The following is a 19,889-nucleotide window of genomic DNA, read 5'->3' as shown; positions in this document are numbered from 1 at the left end:
CCTTAGAATAAAGTTAGGATATATCCATCTAGTAAAGCTATTAGAAAGTACATAAAAAAAGCTCTTTCAAATACTTCTATGTGTTTTTTTGGATTTTGGTACAGTGCTTTTTCTGGTATTTTTGATAGCCTAATTCTTTTTGTATTTCTCCACCACAATAGATCTATAACAACAAGGTCGAAAATATTCAAACCTTCTCCTAAAATTAATAGAGCCATAAAGTTTTGAAAGAAACAAGGTTTACGAACTTTTAGTCCTATTAGCAAAAAAAAGATAGAAAACACTATAAAATTTCCAACAAATGTCGTAGCTGTACTAGTTTCTTTAAATTTCCCCTGGTAGTCTTCAATATTTTTTATTTTTTCTTGGACCTCGTCGGGGTAGGACATATAGTTTTTTAAATTTTTCTCATCGGTGCCTGTTCCCAAAAAACACAAACCGAAAAATATTAGGCATAAAATAAATAAGAAAATAAAAATCATAAATTATATTCCCACTCTCTCTTTGATTTCCCTTTAGATTTTTATAAATCTTTTAAATTCAAGACTTCAATAATTCTATTATTTCATCTTGAGCTTCTCTTCCTTCTCTAAAAAACCTCACTAAAGGATAACAATGGCACATGCCCTCACCAACAATAATCTCATATGGGGCTTTATATTTTTCCATTGCTTTTTTAAATTCTTCAGCAAAGGCAAAGAGGCATTCATTGCCACCATAATAGAAATAAGTTTTTGGAAAATCAGTGAAATCTCCCTTTGTTCCATCTAACATATATTCTGGCAAATCTGCATCTCCCTTCAAGATTTCTCTGGCGATTTTAAAATATGTTGGCTCTATCATGATGTCTTTTTGGTTTAGTTCTTTTAATTTATCCCATATCTCTTTGTTTTCATCTTGGCTTGCATCAGGAATTCCTCCTGGAGAGACTGATATTATTTTGCCAGGCATTGGAAGAGGTTTTCCCAAAGCATTATTGTGAAGAAATATTCCAAGAGAAAGACAAGCCCCTGAAGAAAAACCCAATGCACTTATATTATAAGCTTGGTAAGTTTCTGTCATTAACCTATAGGTTCCAAAACAAACTTCATAGGTCTTACTCACATTAACATCTTCTGAACATAGAGGATAAAACAAAAACCAGACGTCTTTATTAGTTTTTTCCATTATCCTTTCGGCTAAAGAAAAATCTATTTTATTCGGTTGTGTAATCATTCCCCCACCAAAAAGGTAAAGAACAGCTCCATCAGCCGGACATTTATTTTTTTGATAAGTTATGAGCATAGATCCCATCACATCCCTATCAAATAGAAAATAATTTCTCCTCATAGCTCTCTTTTTTGCCTTCTCAAGCTCAAAAACTACTTTTGCATTTTCGCCTTTTGCATATTCTAGCATCTCTTCTTTATTTTTTAAAAACATTTTTTTGACACCAAGAAGTCTTACAATGCCAGCTGCTATTTTATAAGTTAGGCTCATTTTCCACCTCTTTTGCATATAATAACAGTTTTTTTCTGATACTAATTATTACTTTCATTATACCGTGATTTTTTATTAAATTTACAAAAAAACTGGCTTAGAAATTTTATCTCATAAGCCAGTTATAAAAATATTATTCTATTTCTCAAGTAAAGCAATTGTCTCTAAATGTCTTGAATTTGGGAATTGATCGTAAATTTCGTAGTCCTTTATCTCAAATCCCCTATCTATAAAAGTTTTTAAATTTTCCATTTGTGTTTTTGGATTGCATGAGATGTAGACAAATTTTTTGCAGTCGATATTTAGAATTTTTTCTAAAGATGCAGGACTTATTCCTGCTCTTGGTGGATCTAATACCACCACGTCGTATTTGTTTCCTACTTTTTCTATCTCTTCTAAGACATCGCCACAGAGGAAATTTACATTATCCAGACCATTTATCCTTGCATTTTCTCTTGCTTTTTCTACTGCTTCTTCGACAATCTCTATGCCTGTTGCGCTCTTTGCTACACTTGCCATTAGCTGGGTGATAGTACCTGTTCCTGAATATAGGTCGAGGACGTCCATAGTTTTGTCAATTTCAGCAAGGTCAAAGGCTTTTTGGTAGAGTTTTTCTGCTGTAAATACATTTGGCTGGAAGAAAGAAAATGGGGATATCCTAAATTCAAGACCCATCATTTCTTCTGTGATATATTCTTTGCCGTAAATCAATTTTATCTTTTCAGGAATAACTGCATCTGCAACCGAATCATTTAAGACATGATATACTGAGAAAATTTTGCCATCAAGATCTAAATCTAAAAGCATGTGCAAGAATAATCTTAATCTTGTTTCATCAAAAGTGTCATCACTTGTGGTTACTAATATTACCATAATTTGGTCAGTGTGCATGGCTTTTCTAATGACTAGGTGTCTTAAGAGACCTTCTTTTGCCATTTTGTGATAAAAATCTGTGTTCTTTTCTCTAAAATATTCCTGGACCTTTGACCTAATAGTATTAAAATCCCTATCTACAATATTACAATTTTTGCAATCTACTATTTCATAAAATCTTCTCTTTCTATGAAGTCCTAAAACAAGCGGGCCCCCCTTAACTGAGTCACCAAAAGTATATTCCATCTTATTCCTAAAACCTTTTGTGATAGGTGACCTATTTATTGATATGTCATTGTTATATTCAATTCCATGTTCATCAAATAAATCTTTTATCATTCCATGCTTAAGCATAAGTTCCGTTTCATAAGCAAGTTTTTGATAAGCACAACCACCGCAAATTTCAGCTTGTGGGCAATATTCTCTAGCATTTTCTAGCTTTGATCCTTCAAGGAGCTCTATGTATTTCCCTTTTATCCTATCCTTGTTTTTCTTTCCAGCTTTTACTCTTATGGTTTGGCCTAAAAGACCACCCTTAAATTCTACTTTCCTTCCATTTTCATCAAAACCTATTGAAATATTTGGATATTTCATTTGAGTGATTTTTATATCTTTAGTCTGTCTCTTTTTCATCTATACTCCAAAATTTATTTATAATTCTTTCAAAATCATTCTTATCATTTGCTATCACTTGATTTTTCCAATGCTTAGGAAAAAGCTCCATATATTTTTGCCATGAATACCTATCATCCAAAAGATAAATTATTCCCCTATCTTCTTCTCCTCTAATAACTCTTCCTGCTGCTTGAAAGACCTTATTTAAGCCTGGATAAGTGTAGGAATAATCAAAGCCATTGAAGCCTTCTTTGTCAAAATGATACTTAATCAAGTCTCTTTCTTTTGAGACTCCAGGCATTCCAACAGAAATAATCATCGATCCAATTAGCCTATCGCCAATTAAGTCTACTCCTTCAGAGAAAATTCCACCAAGAACTAAAAATCCAATTTTCGCCGAATCATAGGTAAATTCATTTAAAAACTCTCCCCTAGCTTCTGCCGTCATTATTCTTTCTTGGATAAGAATTTCTTCATCAAAATTATCCTTATAATACTCTGCCACATCTTCCAAATAAGAATAAGATGGAAAAAATATAAAATAATTACCTTTTTTACTTGTGACAAAATCCCTAATTGATTCTGCAACCAGGGCCAAATTCCTATTCCTATCTCTATATCTTGTTGATATAGATTTTTTAAAAATCAAAAGATGACTAGGATTAAAAGGCATATCTAGTCTTAGTTTTAGGGAATCTTCTCCAGCAAGCGCCTTTACAAAATAACCCATTGGCGAAAGGGTTGCAGAGAAAAATATCGATGACCTTGCAAGTTTATATTTATTTTTAAGCACTTCTCTAGGATCGACACACTTTATCTCAAAACTTCTCTCAAAACTTCCTGGGTCATAAGAAATAACATTATAAAAGCCTTCAGTAAAATAATCCGAAATTTTTAGATACTTATTTATTTCAAAATAAAGGTCAAGAACCTGATCGTAAATAGCATGGTCAGTCTTTTCTACCAAAAATTTCTCCATGACCTTTGACAATGAAATCAAATCCTTATCCAAAACATCTATATATTCATTTGTAAAATAATAGGAATTTTTCTTTGCAATTTGGCCTAATTTATTAAAATCATCTACAATCTGGCCCAATTTTTTTCTTAACTTTCTATCTTTTTTCTCATCTAAAAGTTCGATTAAACCTGTAAAAGTAGTATCTTTGAAGGAATAGGAATACATATCCCTTGTTCTTTCTAATAGGTTGTGTGCCTCATCTATCAAAAATACATAGGAATCTATGACTTCCTCAAAAAACCTCTTCAAAAAAACATTTGGATCAAAAACATAATTATAATCGCAAATTACAAAATCAGCATAGAGGCTAATATCGAGTTCAAATTCCAGTGGGCAAACCATATATTTTTTTGCATACTCGATAATTATATCATAGTCTATTATATTTTCATTCTCTAGTATATCTTTTAGGGCGTCATTTATCCTATCAAAATGGCCCTTGGCATAAGGACAATCAACAGGATTACATGAAACCTCGTCATTTAAGCAAATTTTTTCCTTGCTTGTAATATGTAAGGCTTTTATAAAAAGTCTCTTATCCTCAAGAAGATTTAGACTTTTTAAGGCTTCTTTTGCTATGGTATTTTTGCTTGTTAGGTAGAATACCTTGTCTGTTAAAGATTCAGGCATGGATTTTATACTTGGGAAAATCGCTGAAATAGTTTTTCCTATACCTGTCGGCGCGTCCACAAAAAGATTTTTTTCTTCTAAGATTGCAGTGTAAACAGCCACAGCCATCTTCCTCTGGCCTTTCCTGTAAGATGGGTAAGGAAAATCCAATTCTTTTATAGACAAATCTCTTTTTTCTCTATTAGTAGCCAAAATTTTTGAAAATATTATGTATTCATCTAGGAGCTTAAAATAAAAATCTTTGAGTTCATCAAAGCTAAAGGACTTTTCAAATATCTTAGACCTATAATCATCAACCGATACGTAAGTTAGGGAAATAAGCATCTTTTCTTGTGAATTGTCAAGAGCATAAAAGTAAGCATAACAAAGAGCCTGGGCCCAATGGAGTTTATTATCGTCTGTTAAATCCTCTAGGCTTCTTGAGGTTGACTTAATCTCATCTATAAGATAAGTTCCATCTTTTTTGCCAAGCCCATCTGCCCTACCTTCAACCTCAAAAACTACGTCCTTATAGGTCGTAGTATTTTTAAGTTTATATTCTTTTTTATAAGTCTTATCGTACTTAGCTTGAATTTTTTGGTGGGCCCTAATACCTTCAATCATCCTGGTATTGTCCCTAAATCTGTTATCTATATCGCCAGATCTCATAACGAATTCAATTAAGTTTCGAACAGATGTCCTTATTTTCATAACTTCTCCTAGTATTACTATACTCCTTTGGGTATTAATTAAGAAAGGAGGACTTATGAACCAAACAATCAAAAACCAATTAAAACACAGGACTATTAGAGAATTTACAGGTGAAAAGATAGATGATTTAACAATAAAAACCCTACTGGATGTTGTAAATATGTCTGCATCTTCAAACGGCATGCAAAATATGTCTATAATTAGGATTACGGATCCAAAAATCAAAGAAAAATTAGCTGAAAATGGCAACCAAGACTACATGGCTAGGGCAACTGAACTTTGGATTTTTATCGTAGATTTAAAAAGAAATTACGAAATAGCAAGAGAATTAGGCCTAGAAAATGACAATTTGATTAGCTTTGATAAGTTTATCCAAGGTTTTACAGACGCAATTATTGCTGCACAGAATTTGACAATTGCTGTTGAGTCTTTAGGCCTTGGAGCTAATTATTTTGGTAATATCCACAATGATACAAAGAAGGTAATAGAATTACTAGGGATGCCAAAATTAACCTATCCAGCAGTTGGTGTTGGTTTTGGAGTTCCAAACCAAGATCCTCAAATAAAGCCAAGATTAAATATAAATTTAAAAACTTTTGAAAATTCCTATAAGACCTATGATTCTTATCTAGAAATGATAAAGGCTTATGATGAAGAAATGACAACTTACTATGATTTGAGAGATTCTGGTAGGAAAAGCGAGTCTTTTTCTAGTCAAATTCCTAAAAAACAAGGTTACATTATTAAAAATAGGAATAAAATGTTTGAAACCCTAGTCGACCAAGGTTTCATACTAAATCCACAATAATTTTTTGAAATTTTCCCCAATTAGCCTATAATGATTCTATCAGAGTAGGTAAAGAGCGATTAGTGCTGGAAAATGGGTTGTTGTTTCCAGACGAAATTTCCGATTCTTTGCCGCAACCGCTGACCTCTGATAGAAAGGGGAAAAAATGAATAAAAAAATTAGTGTTGATTCACTCGTGAAGGCGGCTATGTTGACGGCTTTATCAATTATCTTTTCAAGATTTTTTGGTATTTTCATCACACCAACAATTAAGTTTTCTTTTGGCCACTTGCCATTGATGCTTGCAGGCATGCTATTAGGTCCAATACCTGGAGCACTTGCCGGACTTGCAGCCGACTTAATAGGTGTTGCTATAAATGCTGGAGGCACACCACACTTTGGATTTACCTTTGTATCTGTCCTAACAGGTCTTATACCTGGACTTATAACAGAATACTGTAAGGATAAAAACATTTCTATGAAGGTTCAAGTTGGACTTATGGTATTTTTTGTGTTTTACATCTGCCATATGTTCTTAAACACCTTATGGCTAAGCCAATTGTTTAACAATCCTTATAAGGTAATGTTAGCTTCACGTTTTGTAAAAGTATTAGTAGATGGAATAATAAATTATTTCCTTCTATATTTCATAGCTACAAAATTACTAGATAAATTAAAATAGGAAAAGGCGGTAGATTTACCGCCTTTTTCCTTATTTATTTTCTTTTATAAAATCATTTATATATCTAACTACTTCTTCTTTAAAAGAATCATCTCCAGCATATCCTACAACCAAGTGGCCATGCTCCTTTACTTTTCCAACGACCATGAGATTTCTATAGAGTTTATTCTCACCCGTTCCCTGATATCTCATATCTGTGATTATCCCTATAATCATCCTTGGAAAATCTATTCCATGTTCTATTTCAAATTCTCGCATAACTCCATGGGCCATAATCTCAGCGGAAACCCCATCGTCGATTGTAAGACCATCAAGATTGGCAATTAGTATGTTTGATTCTTTTAGATGCGCTGTATCAGCTTGAGATATTTTTATATCTGTGATAGTCGCATCATTAGTTTTTTTATCATTTATATCTGCATTTCTTTGTGGGACATAAAGTTCTAGGTCAGTATTTTTTTCTATATACTGGGCCAAGTCCTCTGTCCACCTAAACATAGCATCATTAAAAAAATGACTTGCTAAATATCCTTTCAATATTTACTCCTTAAAATTTTCTGCCAGCGCCGCCTCCGCCTGAAGATCCTCCGCCTCCGGAAAATCCTCCGCCGAAGCCTCCTCCTGATGAACCGCCACCAAAGCTAGAACCTCCCCAAGAGCCTGAAGAGCTAGACCAAGATGACCAACCTGGACCAAATCTTGGATAGGTGTAGCGTCTTCTTCTGAAGCCTCCACCACCTCCACCTCGATAATTATTCTTATTTATAATATTTGATATTATTATAAAAATAATAATCATAAAGAGAATGGTCTTAAGTGATATGCCTCCATCATTAGAATTAGCAAGCTTGTCTTGGTAGCCAGTATAGTCCTTTTCAAGTTCTATATCGTATTCAGCACAAATCTCGCCTACAACAGCATTAAAACCTTCATTAAGGGCCTTAGAATAATTACCATCTCTTAGATCGTCAAGCATAAAAGAGTCAATTATCCTACCAATTTTACCATCATTGAGCCTGCCTTCTATGCCGTAACCAGTGATGATATTTATCTGATTTTTCCCTTCTTGGTCACTCATTAATAATAGTATTAAAACACCATTGTCCTTTTTCTGGTCCCCAATCTTCCAGGCATTAAAAATTTCAGTACCATAGTAGTTTCCCTCAAGTCCTTCTGGATTTGGAAGGGTCATCACTATTACCTGGCTTCCTGTCTTATCTTCAAGTTGCCTGTTAGTTTTATTGATATTTTCCATGGTCGATTCGTCTAAGAGATTTTCTTCGTCTAGATAATAATTATCTGTCGGATTAGGTATGCTGGCATAAGTTTTATTTTGAAAAAGGCAGAAAAATATTAAAAATATTAGCCAAAGCCTTTTGAATTTTGCCTTTCTCATGACATCTCCTTTTTATTTCCTAGTTAGTTATAAACTAAGCCTAATTACCAAAGTCTACCTTTGGAGCATCTTGGGCACTCGCATCAGCCTTAAAGTATTCAGCCGCATCATAACCTGTAAATTTTGCTATTAGATTTGTTGGGAATTTTTTAATATCAGTATTATAAGCCTGAACAGCTTCGTTGTAGTTCTTTCTTTCTGTAGAAATCCTATTTTCACTGCCTGCCAATTCATCCATTAATTGAACAAATTGAGTATCAGCCTTTAATTCTGGATAAGCCTCAACAACCACATTAATGTCACCAATTGCTCTTGTTAACGCTTCGTTAGCCTCAGCAAGTTCTGTTGGATTTTTAGCATTTTGGACACCCGCTCTTGCATTTGTAACTTGAGTTAAAGTTTCTGATTCGTGGTCAGTGTAGCCCTTAACTGTGTTTACAAGGTTTGGTATCAAGTCTGCCCTTCTTTGGACTACGTTTTGTACTTGAGCGTAAGCCTGGTTTACATTTTCACGACTTCCTGCAAGTCTATTATAGGTTGGCACAATCATTACTAGGGCAATTACTATAATGGCTATTATTGCGATAAGTACACCTGCACCACCTGATCTTTTCTTTTGATTTATCATTTATTCCTCCTAAATTGTCTTTTTCTATTTATACCCATTTAGGATAATAACTCTATTATTTTCTAATGATTTCTTTACGTCAATTATTCTCTGATTAGAAGATCCCCTAAATTTTAGTTTTAAATCCTTAAGTTCTTCTATAAATTCTCCGTCAACGAGGACGTCAATTTCTTCTAAAATCTCGCGAGCTTTGGCCATATTAACCAAATCTTCATAGATAAAACCAGTATAAACCCAGATTGACTTTGTTACCTCTTTTTTTATATTCCTTAAAGCATCTAAAAGACCCAGGGGATTTTCAAATGGCTCCCCACCAAGAACAGTTAGGCCTTCAACTTGGTTGAGTTTTAGATATGAAATAACTTCTTTTTCAGCTTGCTCATCCCATTTTTTCCCATGGTTAAAGTCCATATAGTCGGTATTAAAACAATTCGGGCAATTTCTATCACAACCTGTAAGGAAAAAAGTGGTCCTGATACCAGGACCATTTGCAACATCGTATTTTCTTATTTGCCCGTAATTCATATATGAAGGACTCTCGCCTTTATTTCTTTAGTTCTACCTTCATTCCAGAAATTTTCTCCAAGATAACCGCAAGTTCTCCTAACAACTGTAAGTGTTGCCCTATCGTGGTTACCACAATTTGGACAATACCATTGGTTGTCATCGTCTAAAAGAATTTCCCCATCGTAACCACAATTGCCGCAATAATCGCTCTTTGTGTTAAATTCAGCATATTGGATGTGATCATAGATATATTCTATCATTGTTAGGACTGCGTCTATATTGTTAGTCATATTTGGAATTTCTGCATAGGAAATACAACCGCCTGTAGATAATTTTTGGAATTCAGATTCAAAGTCAAATTTATCAAATACAGAAATATTTTCCCTAACATCTACATGGAAGGAATTTGTGTAATATCCCTTATCTGTGACGTCTTTTATATCTCCAAATCTCTCTTTGTCAATTGATGCAAACCTGTGAGTTAAGCTTTCTGCAGGTGTGCCATAAACCGCAAAGGCAATACCATATTGATCTGACCACTCTTTTTTCTTGTCATTTAACATTTCCATGATCTTCATGGCAAAATCGTGGCCTCTCTTTGTTGTATGGCTTTCCCCAATAGTTAGCTTTGTGGCTTCATATATTCCAATATAGCCAATTGTAACTGTAGCATAACCATTTTCTAGAAGTGGTTTGATTGATTGGTGTTTTTTAAGTCTAGCAATCGCTCCGTGTTGGAAGTGGATTGGTGAAGAATCGCTTGTTACCTTAGAAAGGTGGTCATATCTTAAAAGTCCAACTCTTTTTACAAGGTCAAGTCTTTTTTCTAATATTTCAAAGAATAAATCTTCATCACCATGGGCTAAAATTCCAATTTGTGGGAGGTTTATTGTACAAACTCCCATATTAAACCTACCATCAAACTTGTAGTCTCCGAATTTGTCCTTGTAAGGAGGAAGGAAGGCCCTGCAACCCATTGGAGAGAAAACATTGCCTTCGTAGTTTTCACGCATCTTCTTTGCTGAAATATAATCAGGATACATTCTCTTTGCAGTACATTCTGCAGCAAGTCTTGTTAGGTCGAAATACTTGGAATCTGGATTTATGTTATTTTCATCAAGTACATAAATTAGCTTAGGAAAAGCTGGTGTAACATATACGCCTTGGTCATTTTTAATACCTTGGATTCTTTGTTTTAAAATTTCTTTTATAATTTCAACTGTTTGGTCAAGATATGGGTCGTTTTCATCTGTATGCATGAAAAGTGTCACAAAAGGTGATTGACCGTTTGAAGTCATAAGGGTATTGATTTGATACTGAATGGTTTGAATGCCACTTTCTAGATCTCTTTGAGTTAGGGCATCTGCCATTTCTTTTGCCTTGTCAGTGTCACCTAAGATTTCTTTTGATAATTTAAAATTCTTATCGAAAGATTTTTCCAAATAAGGGCTTAAACAAGAAATATTGATTGATTGGCCACCATATTGGTTTGAAGCTATTTGAGCTATGATTTGAGTCATAACATTGCAAGCAACTTGGAAAGACTTTGGTGTTTCAATCATTTTTTCATTTACAACTGTTCCATTATCCAGCATGTCTTTCATATCTACCAAACAACAATTAAAAATTGGTTGAATTAGATAATCAAGGTCGTGAATATGTATAGCTCCTGAATCATGAGCTTCTACAAGGTCTGCTGGAATTAGTTTTCTTTTTGCTATGTCTTTTGCTACTTCGCCAGCTATTAGGTCTCTTTGGGTTGAAGCAATGATTGGATTTTTATTTGAGTTTTCATCCATTACATCTATATTGGTTTGATTTAAAAGTCCGATTATTTCATCGTCAGATGTATTTTGCTCACGTTTATAAGCCTGAACTGACTTATAAGACTCATAGGCCTTGGCTGTAGCAGGATTTTTCCTGTCTATTAGTTTGTAGTAGACTAAGTCTTCGATTTCATAAATTGAGATTTCTCTTTTATTTTTAGATCTCTCTTCAATCTCACCAGCTATTTCTGCCGCCTGGCCTTCCACATAAATACCGCTTGGGGAATGCATGGCTTTTTCAATAGCGATGGTTATTTTATCTTTATTAAAATCGACTTTAGTCCCATCTCTTTTAATTACCTGTAACATTTTTACCTCCGAAATTTTACACTTATATCATACCATATTTTATTTTCAAAGTAAAATAAATAATACTATATATTGTGGTCTGGAACATAAAAATACTACATATAGTATAAAATCCCAGAAAATAGCCAAAGTAAAAACGGAGCAACTTACTAAATTACTCCGTTATTATTTCTACTTAGCACAACTATCTTATTTGATTTTAAATTCTAGTTTATTATCAACTAAGTCAAGAGTAGCTGTATCCCTATCGGAAACTTTTCCTTCGATTATTAGCTTACCAAGTTTTGTTTCTACATTTCTTTGTAAGTATCTCTTAACAGGTCTAGCACCGTATTCTACATCGTAAGAATTAGCTAGAATATACTCTTTAGCTGCTGGTGTTATTTCAAGTTTGATATCCCTATCAGCAAGTCTCTTTCTAATATTATCAATTTGTAGGTCGATAATTTCGTAAACCTGATCGCTTGTTAGTGGTGTGAACATAACTATATCATCTATTCTGTTTAAGAATTCAGGCTTAAATGATCTTCTTAAAACTTCATCAACTTTCTTTTGATTTTCTTCTTTAATAGTACCATCTTTATTTAGACCATCTATTAAATATTCTGAACCTATATTTGAAGTCATGATGATTATTGTATTCTTAAAATCAACTGTCCTGCCTTGGCTATCTGTCAATCTTCCGTCATCTAAGACTTGAAGAAGGATATTAAATACATCTGGGTGGGCCTTTTCAATTTCATCAAAAAGGATTACAGAATATGGTTTACGGCGAACAGCTTCTGTTAGTTGGCCACCCTCTTCATAGCCTACATAGCCTGGAGCTGCACCGATTAGCCTTGATACAGAATATTTTTCCATATATTCACTCATATCAATCCTTATCATATTGTGCTCATCATCAAACATTGCTTCTGTTAAAGCCTTAGCAAGCTCAGTCTTACCAACACCTGTTGGTCCTAAGAATATAAAGGAACCTATTGGTCTATTTTGCTCTTTAAGACCTGATCTAGCCCTGATGATTGCATCAGAAACAGCCTTTATAGCTTCATCTTGGCCGATAACTCTTTGATGGAGGGTGTCGCCTAGATGAAGGATTTTTGTCCTTTCAGTCTCAACTAACTTTGATACTGGTATATTTGTCCAGCTTGAAACTACATCTGCTACATCTTCGTCGGTCACTTCTTCTTTGATAGAAGAATCGTCACTATTAGATGCACTAGCTTCTTTTAGTTTATTTTCAAGTTCAACTAACTTACCGTATTTGAGTTCTGAAAGTTTTTCAAAATCATAAGACCTTTCTGCCTGATCTATTTCAACCTTGACTTTATCTATTTCTTCCTTGATGGTTTTTACATCATCAATGGCAGATTTTTGCTCTTTCCATTTCAAGAAATCTTCGTTATAGGTTTCTGAAAGATCCGCTAATTCTTTTTCAAGATCAGCGAGCCTCTTCTTTGAATAATCATCTTCCTCTTTCTTTAAGGCTGTGATTTCAATTTGTAATTGTAATAATTTTCTCTTTTGCTCATCGAGATAGGCTGGCATGGTGTCAATTTCAGTTCTAACTGTTGCACAAGCCTCATCCATTAGGTCTATTGCCTTATCTGGTAAAAACCTATCGGAAATGTACCTATCAGATAATTCTGCAGCTGCAATTACTGCTGAGTCTTGAATCCTGATTCCGTGGAAGATTTCATATTTTTCCTTAATACCTCTAAGGATTGAAATTGTATCTTCAACACTTGGTTCTTCTACCATTACTTTTTGGAATCTTCTCTCAAGAGCACCATCTTTTTCTATATATTCCCTATATTCGTTAAGAGTTGTAGCACCAATAACCTTGATTTCCCCACGGGCAAGCATAGGTTTCATAATGTTTGATGCATCCATAGCGCCTTCTGACTTACCAGCACCAACAATTGTGTGGATTTCATCGATAAACATTATAATCTGACCATCAGATTTCTTAACTTCTTCAATTACTGCCTTAAGTCTTTCCTCAAATTGGCCCCTGTATTTGGCACCAGCTACTAGAGCGCCCATATCAAGTGAGAATATCCTCCTGCCTTGTAGAGGCTCTGGAACATCGTTGTTTACAATTCTTTGGGCAAGACCTTCGACAATTGCTGTTTTACCAACACCAGGTTGACCGATTAAAACCGGATTGTTTTTCTTACGACGAGATAAGATCCTTAGTGCATTTCTAATTTCAGAATCTCTTCCAATAACCGGGTCTATTTTGCCTTCCCTAGCTTCTTGGGTTAAGTCCCTACCGAATTTTTCCAATGGATTAGATGTTTCTTCAGGATTATCTGTTGTAACTTTTTGACCATTCCTGACTTTTAAGACATAATCTTTGAAGGCCTTATAAGAAATATTAAACTCCTTATTAATTGGGCTCATTTCAGTATTTTCCTTCAACAATGAAAGGAAAATGTGTTCAATTGATATGAAAGAATCACCCATAGCCTCTGCCTCATCCTCAGCCTTCAAAAATATCCTTTGAAAGACTTGAGATGGGTAAGTCTTCGCATTGCCAGATTGTTTTGGCAAAGATTCTATCCTATTTTCTATTTTTTTCTTATATGAGTTTACGTCTACTCCCATCTTGGTCAAAACCATTGAAACGTAGGAGCTTGGGCTATCAACTAAGCATAGGGCTAAATGAAATTCATTAACTTCTGGGTTGGCATCCTTGATTGCCATTGAATTTGCATTGTTGATAGCTTCGATTGATTTTTGTGTTAATTTGTTGTTATCCATATTATCCCTCGATTTCTTTTAGCTTTTTATATAATTCTATTTGTTCTTCGTTTAGTTCTGGATTATCTATAAGTACTTCCAAAATCAAATCACCAGTCTTATTCTTCCTGTCTGTATATCCTAAGTTCTTAAGTCTAATTTTCTTATTGGAAGTGATTTTTTCTGGAATTGTTACTAAAATATTGCCCTTAATTGTTGAGATTTTTTTCTTAGTACCAAAGTATGCATCCCAAGGACTAACTTTAACTTTTTTTACAAAGTCAATTCCTTCTAGTTTTAAATCTTCACTTTCCTTAATTTTGACCATTACATAAATATCTGTATTTAATCCGTATTTAGAACCGTCGATTTTGATCTTATTTTTGTTCTTTAGTCCTTTTGGAATATTTACTTCAATATCTTTTATGCCTGTTTCTGACTTTATAGAAATTCTTCTACTTGTACCTTTCATGGCTTCATCAATTGAAATACTAACTTCAGTATCTAGTTTTGACTTAGGCTTTTTAGTAAAAGAACTACCAAAACCGCCAAAACCTTGGCTAGATTTTGAAGAAGATCCTCCAAAACCTCCAAATAAGGTATCAAAAAAATCTGAAAAACCTGAACTACCTGAACTTGTATATGTGTAAGAGCCATTTCCAAAGTTTCCAAAATCAAAACCAAAATCTCTTGGGTCAAAGTTTTGACCGCCAGAAAAGTTTGCATTGGCACCAAAAGTGTCGTATTTATTTCTTTTTTCTGGATCTGATAAAACCTCGTAGGCTTCGTTTATTTCTGTAAATTTTTTGTGTGCACTTTCATCGTCTGGATGAAGGTCTGGGTGGTATTTTTTAGCAAGTTTTCTGTATGCTTTTTTTATCTCATCAGCGCTAGCTTTTTTGTCCACCCCTAGCACTTCATAATAATCTCTATATTGCATTTCTACCTCCATCATATTTATTTGACCATCTCTGACCTTAATAAGATTATACTAGGGATAATATTCATTTCAAGTATATTTATAAATTTATTTAAGAAAATTAATTTAATTTCTTAATTCTTAAAGATGTTTAAATTTGAGCATTTAAAAAGAGATTTCAATATGAAACCTCTTTACATTATTTTAATTAATGGTCATATTCAACTAATGATATTACATCATAGTCTTTTAGTACTTCTCTGCCCTTTAGAGATGTAAGTTCAATTAAAAATTCAAAACAAACAACTTCCCCGCCAATAGATTCAACTAGTTTAGAAGCAGCCTTTGCAGATCCACCTGTTGCAATAAGGTCATCAATAATTACAACCTTATCACCTTCATTAAGGGCATCTTTGTGAATTTCTAGCTCGTTAGTGCCGTATTCTAAATCGTAAGATACTTTTTCAATTTCAGCTGGAAGTTTACCTGGCTTTCTTATTGGAATAAAGCCTTTATTTAGCCTATCAGCCAAAGGTGCACCAAAGATAAGTCCTCTTGATTCAACACCTGCTATATAGTCAAAATCATAGTCTTTTAACTCTGCCTCAAGTAGGTCAATTGTTTTTCTAAAACCATCCTTATCATTTAGTAAGGTTGTTATATCCTTAAAGGATATGCCCTTTTCAGGGTAATCTTCAATTACTCTTATTAATGATTTGATATCCATAATTCCTCCATCGTATTCATATCTATTATACCCATTTCCTAATTTCTTAAAAATGAATTTAGGTAGGTTGACCTGATATTTTCTATTGATTCAGGATAAATCTTATAATATGAGATGCCACCCATATTAAAGCCCTCACCCTCAAGCCTTACAGAATTAAGATTTGAAGAATCTACAAACTTAAATTTCATGGCAAGAGATGATAGGTCTTTTATATTCATATTTGTTTTTATATATGGTTTCATAGCAGCGTAAACTTTTGGTAGTTTTGGCAGATTGGTTGGCTTAGTGGCTTCCTTTATAAATTGTTTAAGGAAGTCTTGCTGAGTATTAATCCTACCAAGGTCTGCATTTTGATAGCCTTTTCTAAACCTAACATATTTTAAGACCTCATCTCCACTCATAGTGTGGATACCAGGATTTATTCCCATAGCTCCTGCCACGTCTTGGCTTACATCAACATCCATACCTCCAAGTGCATCAATGCCTTCTATTACTGCCTCAAAAGAAATTACCATGTACTTATCTAGGTTAATTCCCAAAAAGTCCCTAACAACTGTCATAGTTAAATCTATACCCCCATAGGAATGGGCGGCATTAATCTTATCCATCTTGCCATTTATTGACACATAAGAATCTCTTGGAATAGAGATCATATCTACTGTATTATTTTTGCTATCAGCCTTAATAAGCATGAGGGTATCAGTCCTTGTACCTGTTTCTTCACCTGTTGAGTCAACTCCTGCAAGAAGGAACAAAAACTCATCCTTAGGACCTGTAATATCTGCAATAGGATTTTCTATTTTTTCACCCTTAATAAAGCCCCACAAAATAAAACCTGCTGCAAATACAATCACAAAGAGCAAAAATACTATTATTGATTTAATTATTTTTATAAAATTATCTTTCATTTAATCACCTAGCCTTATCATACACCCAAATGGATAATTTACCTTACAAAATTTTTAAGTTAAGCTATAATATTAGTGGAGGACATATGTTAAATAAACTTATTGATGAATACCTAAATGAAAATATCTATCCTTTCCATATGCCTGGTCATAAAAGGTCAAAGATTTTAAATCCAAATATAGGATATGGGAGAGATTTTACTGAAATAGATGGACTTGATAACCTAAATGATCCTAAGGAAGTTTTTGTAGAAATGGAGAAAAAAATTGCAGAAATTTATAAGGTAAAAGAAGCAATCATTTCTACAAATGGATCTACATCAGGTATTTTAGCTAGCATCAGAGCCATCAAAAAAAATAAAAAAAATATCTTAATCCAAAGATCATCCCACAAGGCCGTTTATAACGCTTGCTTGATTAATAAATTAAAAGTCGATTATCTAGATATTAAAACTAATGACATCGGTGCAATAGTTGATATTTCCTATAAGTACTTAGAAAATCAATTAAAAACTAAAAACTACGCTGCTCTTGTAATCACTTCGCCTTCCTATGAAGGTTATTTACTAAATATAGAAAAAATTTATAATTTGTGTAAGGATAATAATACCAAACTAGTTTTAGATATGGCTCACGGGTCTCATTTGTTTTTGACAGGCGAATATAAAAACACTTTTGATATAGCCATAACTTCTTTTCATAAAAATCTTCCTGCCCTCACACCAGGAGCGGCTGTTCTTGTTAACGATGAAAAAATAATAAAAGATTTAAGATTTGCTATGTCTATTTTCCAAACATCTTCCCCATCTTATCTGATCTTACAATCTATTGATTATATTTTAGAAAACCTTGGAAAGATGAAAAATTTAAATGAGAAGTTATCAAAAAATCTCGATAATCTTTATAAGTTGAATTTGAAAAATTTAAAATTAATTGATTCTAAAAATAAAGACAGGTCAAAAATTTTAATTTCAACTAAGGATACAAATATAAACGGGAAAGAACTTGGAGACTTGCTGAAAAAAGAAAAAATCGAAGTAGAAATGGCCTACCCTTCCTACGTCCTTTTGATAGCAAGTCTTTACGATAGCGACCTAGCTTTTGAACTTCTCAAAAAAGCTCTAATTAAAATTGATAAAACTTTAGGTCAAATAAATGTGTCATATAATTTTTCCTATATTAGACCTAAAAAAATTTACGAAATCTATGAGGCCATGGAAAAAGAATCTTTATTAATAAATATAAAAGATGCTGAGGGAAAAATTGCTGCTGGCTTTACTTACGCATATCCACCAGGAATACCAATTATTGCGCCAGGAGAATTAATTGATAAAAATGTCTTAGAAAATATAAATAATTTATTAGCAAATAACATTAATCTAAATATTGAGGAAAATTCGATATCTGTCCTGATTGACAAAAGAGAAGAAAACTGTTAATATTATAATTGAATAAGAAATTCTTATCGATAAGGAGATTTTAATATGAAAAGAATACTTACACTTAACACAAGAAATCTTCACAAGAGCCAAAAAGACGGCGGTTGCGGTGAATGTCAAACATCTTGCCAATCTGCTTGTAAAACATCTTGCGGAGTTGCCAACCAAGAATGTGTTAGCAAAAAGGAAAATAAATAGGAAAAAACTTACACTATTTAATAACTTACTTACATAAATGTAGGTAAGTTTTTTTCTGTTTAAAGCTTTTATAATCCTTGCATATTAGTATAATAGTAAGGATTTTAAAAATAAAGGAGAATTTATGATACACCAATATAAAGCTAAGGGTTTTAATATTGTTTTAGATATATATAGTGGATCTGTCCACCTAGTTGATGATGTCACCTATGATATTATTGAAAAATACAAAAATACAGACGAAAATATATTAAAAGAAGAAATTAAAGAAAAGTACAAGCTCAAAGATGATGAACTAAATGTAGCCTTCGATGAGGTTGAAGAACTTATCTCTACAGGTCAATTATTCACAGAAGATAATTTTAAGGACCTTGCAATTGATGTTACAAAAAGGCCAACTAACATCAAGGCTCTTTGCCTAAATGTGGCCCACACTTGCAATTTTACCTGTGATTATTGCTTTGCCAAGGGCGGCAAATATCACGGACCAGACGCTATAATGACTAAGGAAGTTGCAAAAAAAGCAATTGATTTTCTCTTGGAAAATTCAGGTAAGCATTATAATCTAGACATAGATTTCTTTGGCGGTGAGCCTTTGATGAACCTTGATGTGGTAAAATATACCGTCGACTACGCAAGAAGCAAGGAAGAGGAATTCAACAAGCACTTTAACTTCACCCTTACAACCAACGGTCTACTTCTAAATGATAATACTATTGATTATCTGAACGATAATATGAAAAATGTTGTCTTATCCCTTGATGGTAGGCAAGAAAAACACGACCACTTTAGAAAGACCCTCGCTGGTACTGGTTCCTTTGACCTAATTGTGCCAAAATTCCAAAGACTTGTTGAAAAACGCGGTGATAAGGAATACTACATGAGAGGGACCTATACAGCCAACAATCTCGACTTTACAGAAGATATTAAAACCTATCTAGATTTAGGTTTCAAACGTACTTCCCTAGAGCCGGTTGTAGGCAGCCCTGATAATGAATATGCCCTAAAAGATGAACACCTACCAATTCTTTTTGACCAATACGAAAAATTAGCTGATATGATGATGGAAGCAATTGATAATAACGATGAATTCATTTTCTATCACTATATGATTGACCTTGAAAACGGCCCTTGCATCCACAAGAGACTTTCAGGCTGTGGTTCAGGAACAGAATACATGGCTGTAACACCAACTGGAGACCTCTTCCCTTGCCACCAATTTGTAGGCAATGATGATTTTAAGATAGGAAATATTTTTGAAGGCGTAAAAAATACTAGCCTTGTAAACGAGTTTAAGACCTGCAACTGCTATTCAAAATCAGAATGCAGAGAGTGCTGGGCAAATATGTATTGTTCTGGTGGCTGTGCTGCAAATAATTACAATGCGACAGGTGATTTAAACCACACCCACGATTATTCTTGCAAATTATTTAGGAAAAGAATTGAAATGGCCCTAGCCATTAAAATTTATGAACTTATGAAAGAAGCCGAAAAGGTAGAAGCATAA

At 33.6% G+C, this 19,889-nt stretch carries 18 protein-coding genes and 1 riboswitch; of the genes, 5 read left to right on the top strand and 13 right to left on the bottom strand.

Annotated elements, in window-relative coordinates:
• Positions 1 to 2 precede the first annotated feature (2 nt).
• From K8P03_RS08280 to K8P03_RS08265, 4 genes are all read right to left on the bottom strand, one after another.
• The gene (locus tag K8P03_RS08280) at positions 3 to 191 is read right to left on the bottom strand and encodes a hypothetical protein (RefSeq protein ID WP_223420216.1); all 189 of its coding nucleotides are present in this window, start codon (positions 189 to 191) and stop codon (positions 3 to 5) included.
• Positions 192 to 540: 349 nt separating this feature from the next.
• Positions 541 to 1,479 carry an alpha/beta hydrolase gene (locus tag K8P03_RS08275; RefSeq protein WP_223420215.1) on the bottom strand — a complete coding sequence of 313 codons (939 nt, stop codon included), beginning with the start codon at positions 1,477 to 1,479 and terminating at the stop codon, positions 541 to 543.
• A 138-nt stretch (positions 1,480 to 1,617) separates the two neighbouring features.
• Entirely contained in the window at positions 1,618 to 2,985 is a 1,368-nt protein-coding gene (gene rlmD, locus K8P03_RS08270) for a 23S rRNA (uracil(1939)-C(5))-methyltransferase RlmD (RefSeq protein WP_223420214.1), read from the bottom strand.
• Complete coding sequence (locus K8P03_RS08265) at positions 2,966 to 5,308, bottom strand: ATP-dependent DNA helicase (protein WP_223420213.1); 2,343 nt, start codon at positions 5,306 to 5,308, stop codon at positions 2,966 to 2,968. The genes rlmD and K8P03_RS08265 overlap by 20 nt, the downstream gene beginning before the upstream one ends.
• A gap of 55 nt (positions 5,309 to 5,363) precedes the next feature.
• On the opposite strand from K8P03_RS08265, the gene K8P03_RS08260 reads away from it, so the two are divergent.
• Positions 5,364 to 6,116: a nitroreductase family protein gene (locus K8P03_RS08260; protein ID WP_223420212.1), complete on the top strand. Its 753-nt coding sequence runs from the start codon at positions 5,364 to 5,366 to the stop codon at positions 6,114 to 6,116.
• Positions 6,117 to 6,154: 38 nt separating this feature from the next.
• Positions 6,155 to 6,240: riboswitch (THF riboswitch) on the top strand.
• A 21-nt stretch (positions 6,241 to 6,261) separates the two neighbouring features.
• A complete protein-coding gene (locus K8P03_RS08255) occupies positions 6,262 to 6,777 on the top strand; it encodes a folate family ECF transporter S component (RefSeq protein ID WP_223420211.1) in 516 nt (171 codons plus the stop codon).
• A 30-nt stretch (positions 6,778 to 6,807) separates the two neighbouring features.
• On the opposite strand, the gene K8P03_RS08250 is transcribed toward K8P03_RS08255, so the two are convergent.
• From K8P03_RS08250 to K8P03_RS08210, 9 genes are all read right to left on the bottom strand, one after another.
• On the bottom strand, positions 6,808 to 7,314 hold the full coding sequence (locus K8P03_RS08250) for a nucleoside 2-deoxyribosyltransferase (RefSeq protein ID WP_223420210.1): 507 nt from the start codon (positions 7,312 to 7,314) through the stop codon (positions 6,808 to 6,810).
• Positions 7,315 to 7,324: 10 nt separating this feature from the next.
• Positions 7,325 to 8,173: a TPM domain-containing protein gene (locus K8P03_RS08245; RefSeq protein ID WP_223420209.1), complete on the bottom strand. Its 849-nt coding sequence runs from the start codon at positions 8,171 to 8,173 to the stop codon at positions 7,325 to 7,327.
• A 40-nt stretch (positions 8,174 to 8,213) separates the two neighbouring features.
• Complete coding sequence (locus tag K8P03_RS08240; RefSeq protein WP_223420208.1) at positions 8,214 to 8,801, bottom strand: LemA family protein; 588 nt, start codon at positions 8,799 to 8,801, stop codon at positions 8,214 to 8,216.
• 24 nt (positions 8,802 to 8,825) lie between these two features.
• Positions 8,826 to 9,326 (bottom strand): anaerobic ribonucleoside-triphosphate reductase activating protein, encoded by a 501-nt coding sequence (gene nrdG, locus K8P03_RS08235; RefSeq protein ID WP_223420207.1) that lies wholly within the window; start codon positions 9,324 to 9,326, stop codon positions 8,826 to 8,828.
• The gene (nrdD, locus tag K8P03_RS08230; RefSeq protein ID WP_223420206.1) at positions 9,323 to 11,443 is read right to left on the bottom strand and encodes an anaerobic ribonucleoside-triphosphate reductase; all 2,121 of its coding nucleotides are present in this window, start codon (positions 11,441 to 11,443) and stop codon (positions 9,323 to 9,325) included. Before nrdD ends, nrdG begins: the two co-directional genes overlap by 4 nt.
• 189 nt (positions 11,444 to 11,632) lie before the next feature.
• Positions 11,633 to 14,209 carry an ATP-dependent chaperone ClpB gene (gene clpB, locus K8P03_RS08225; protein WP_223420205.1) on the bottom strand — a complete coding sequence of 859 codons (2,577 nt, stop codon included), beginning with the start codon at positions 14,207 to 14,209 and terminating at the stop codon, positions 11,633 to 11,635.
• 1 nt (position 14,210) lies between these two features.
• Positions 14,211 to 15,128 (bottom strand): DnaJ domain-containing protein, encoded by a 918-nt coding sequence (locus K8P03_RS08220; protein ID WP_223420204.1) that lies wholly within the window; start codon positions 15,126 to 15,128, stop codon positions 14,211 to 14,213.
• 187 nt (positions 15,129 to 15,315) lie between these two features.
• The gene (locus K8P03_RS08215) at positions 15,316 to 15,834 is read right to left on the bottom strand and encodes an adenine phosphoribosyltransferase (protein ID WP_223420203.1); all 519 of its coding nucleotides are present in this window, start codon (positions 15,832 to 15,834) and stop codon (positions 15,316 to 15,318) included.
• A 38-nt stretch (positions 15,835 to 15,872) separates the two neighbouring features.
• The gene (locus K8P03_RS08210; protein WP_223420202.1) at positions 15,873 to 16,745 is read right to left on the bottom strand and encodes an LCP family protein; all 873 of its coding nucleotides are present in this window, start codon (positions 16,743 to 16,745) and stop codon (positions 15,873 to 15,875) included.
• A gap of 86 nt (positions 16,746 to 16,831) precedes the next feature.
• On the opposite strand from K8P03_RS08210, the gene K8P03_RS08205 reads away from it, so the two are divergent.
• The 3 genes from K8P03_RS08205 (at position 16,832) to scfB (ending at position 19,889) form a co-directional block, all read left to right on the top strand.
• The gene (locus tag K8P03_RS08205) at positions 16,832 to 18,184 is read left to right on the top strand and encodes an aminotransferase class I/II-fold pyridoxal phosphate-dependent enzyme (RefSeq protein ID WP_223420201.1); all 1,353 of its coding nucleotides are present in this window, start codon (positions 16,832 to 16,834) and stop codon (positions 18,182 to 18,184) included.
• A gap of 45 nt (positions 18,185 to 18,229) precedes the next feature.
• Positions 18,230 to 18,382 carry a six-cysteine ranthipeptide SCIFF gene (scfA, locus tag K8P03_RS08200; protein ID WP_004828870.1) on the top strand — a complete coding sequence of 51 codons (153 nt, stop codon included), beginning with the start codon at positions 18,230 to 18,232 and terminating at the stop codon, positions 18,380 to 18,382.
• 124 nt (positions 18,383 to 18,506) lie between these two features.
• Positions 18,507 to 19,889 carry a thioether cross-link-forming SCIFF peptide maturase gene (scfB, locus tag K8P03_RS08195; protein ID WP_223420200.1) on the top strand — a complete coding sequence of 461 codons (1,383 nt, stop codon included), beginning with the start codon at positions 18,507 to 18,509 and terminating at the stop codon, positions 19,887 to 19,889.

The organism is Anaerococcus murdochii (genome assembly GCF_019957155.1).
Lineage (GTDB): Bacteria > Bacillota > Clostridia > Tissierellales > Peptoniphilaceae > Anaerococcus > Anaerococcus murdochii.
Note: the sequence above shows the minus strand (reverse complement) of the source record. Positions and strands in the feature narration are given on the sequence as shown.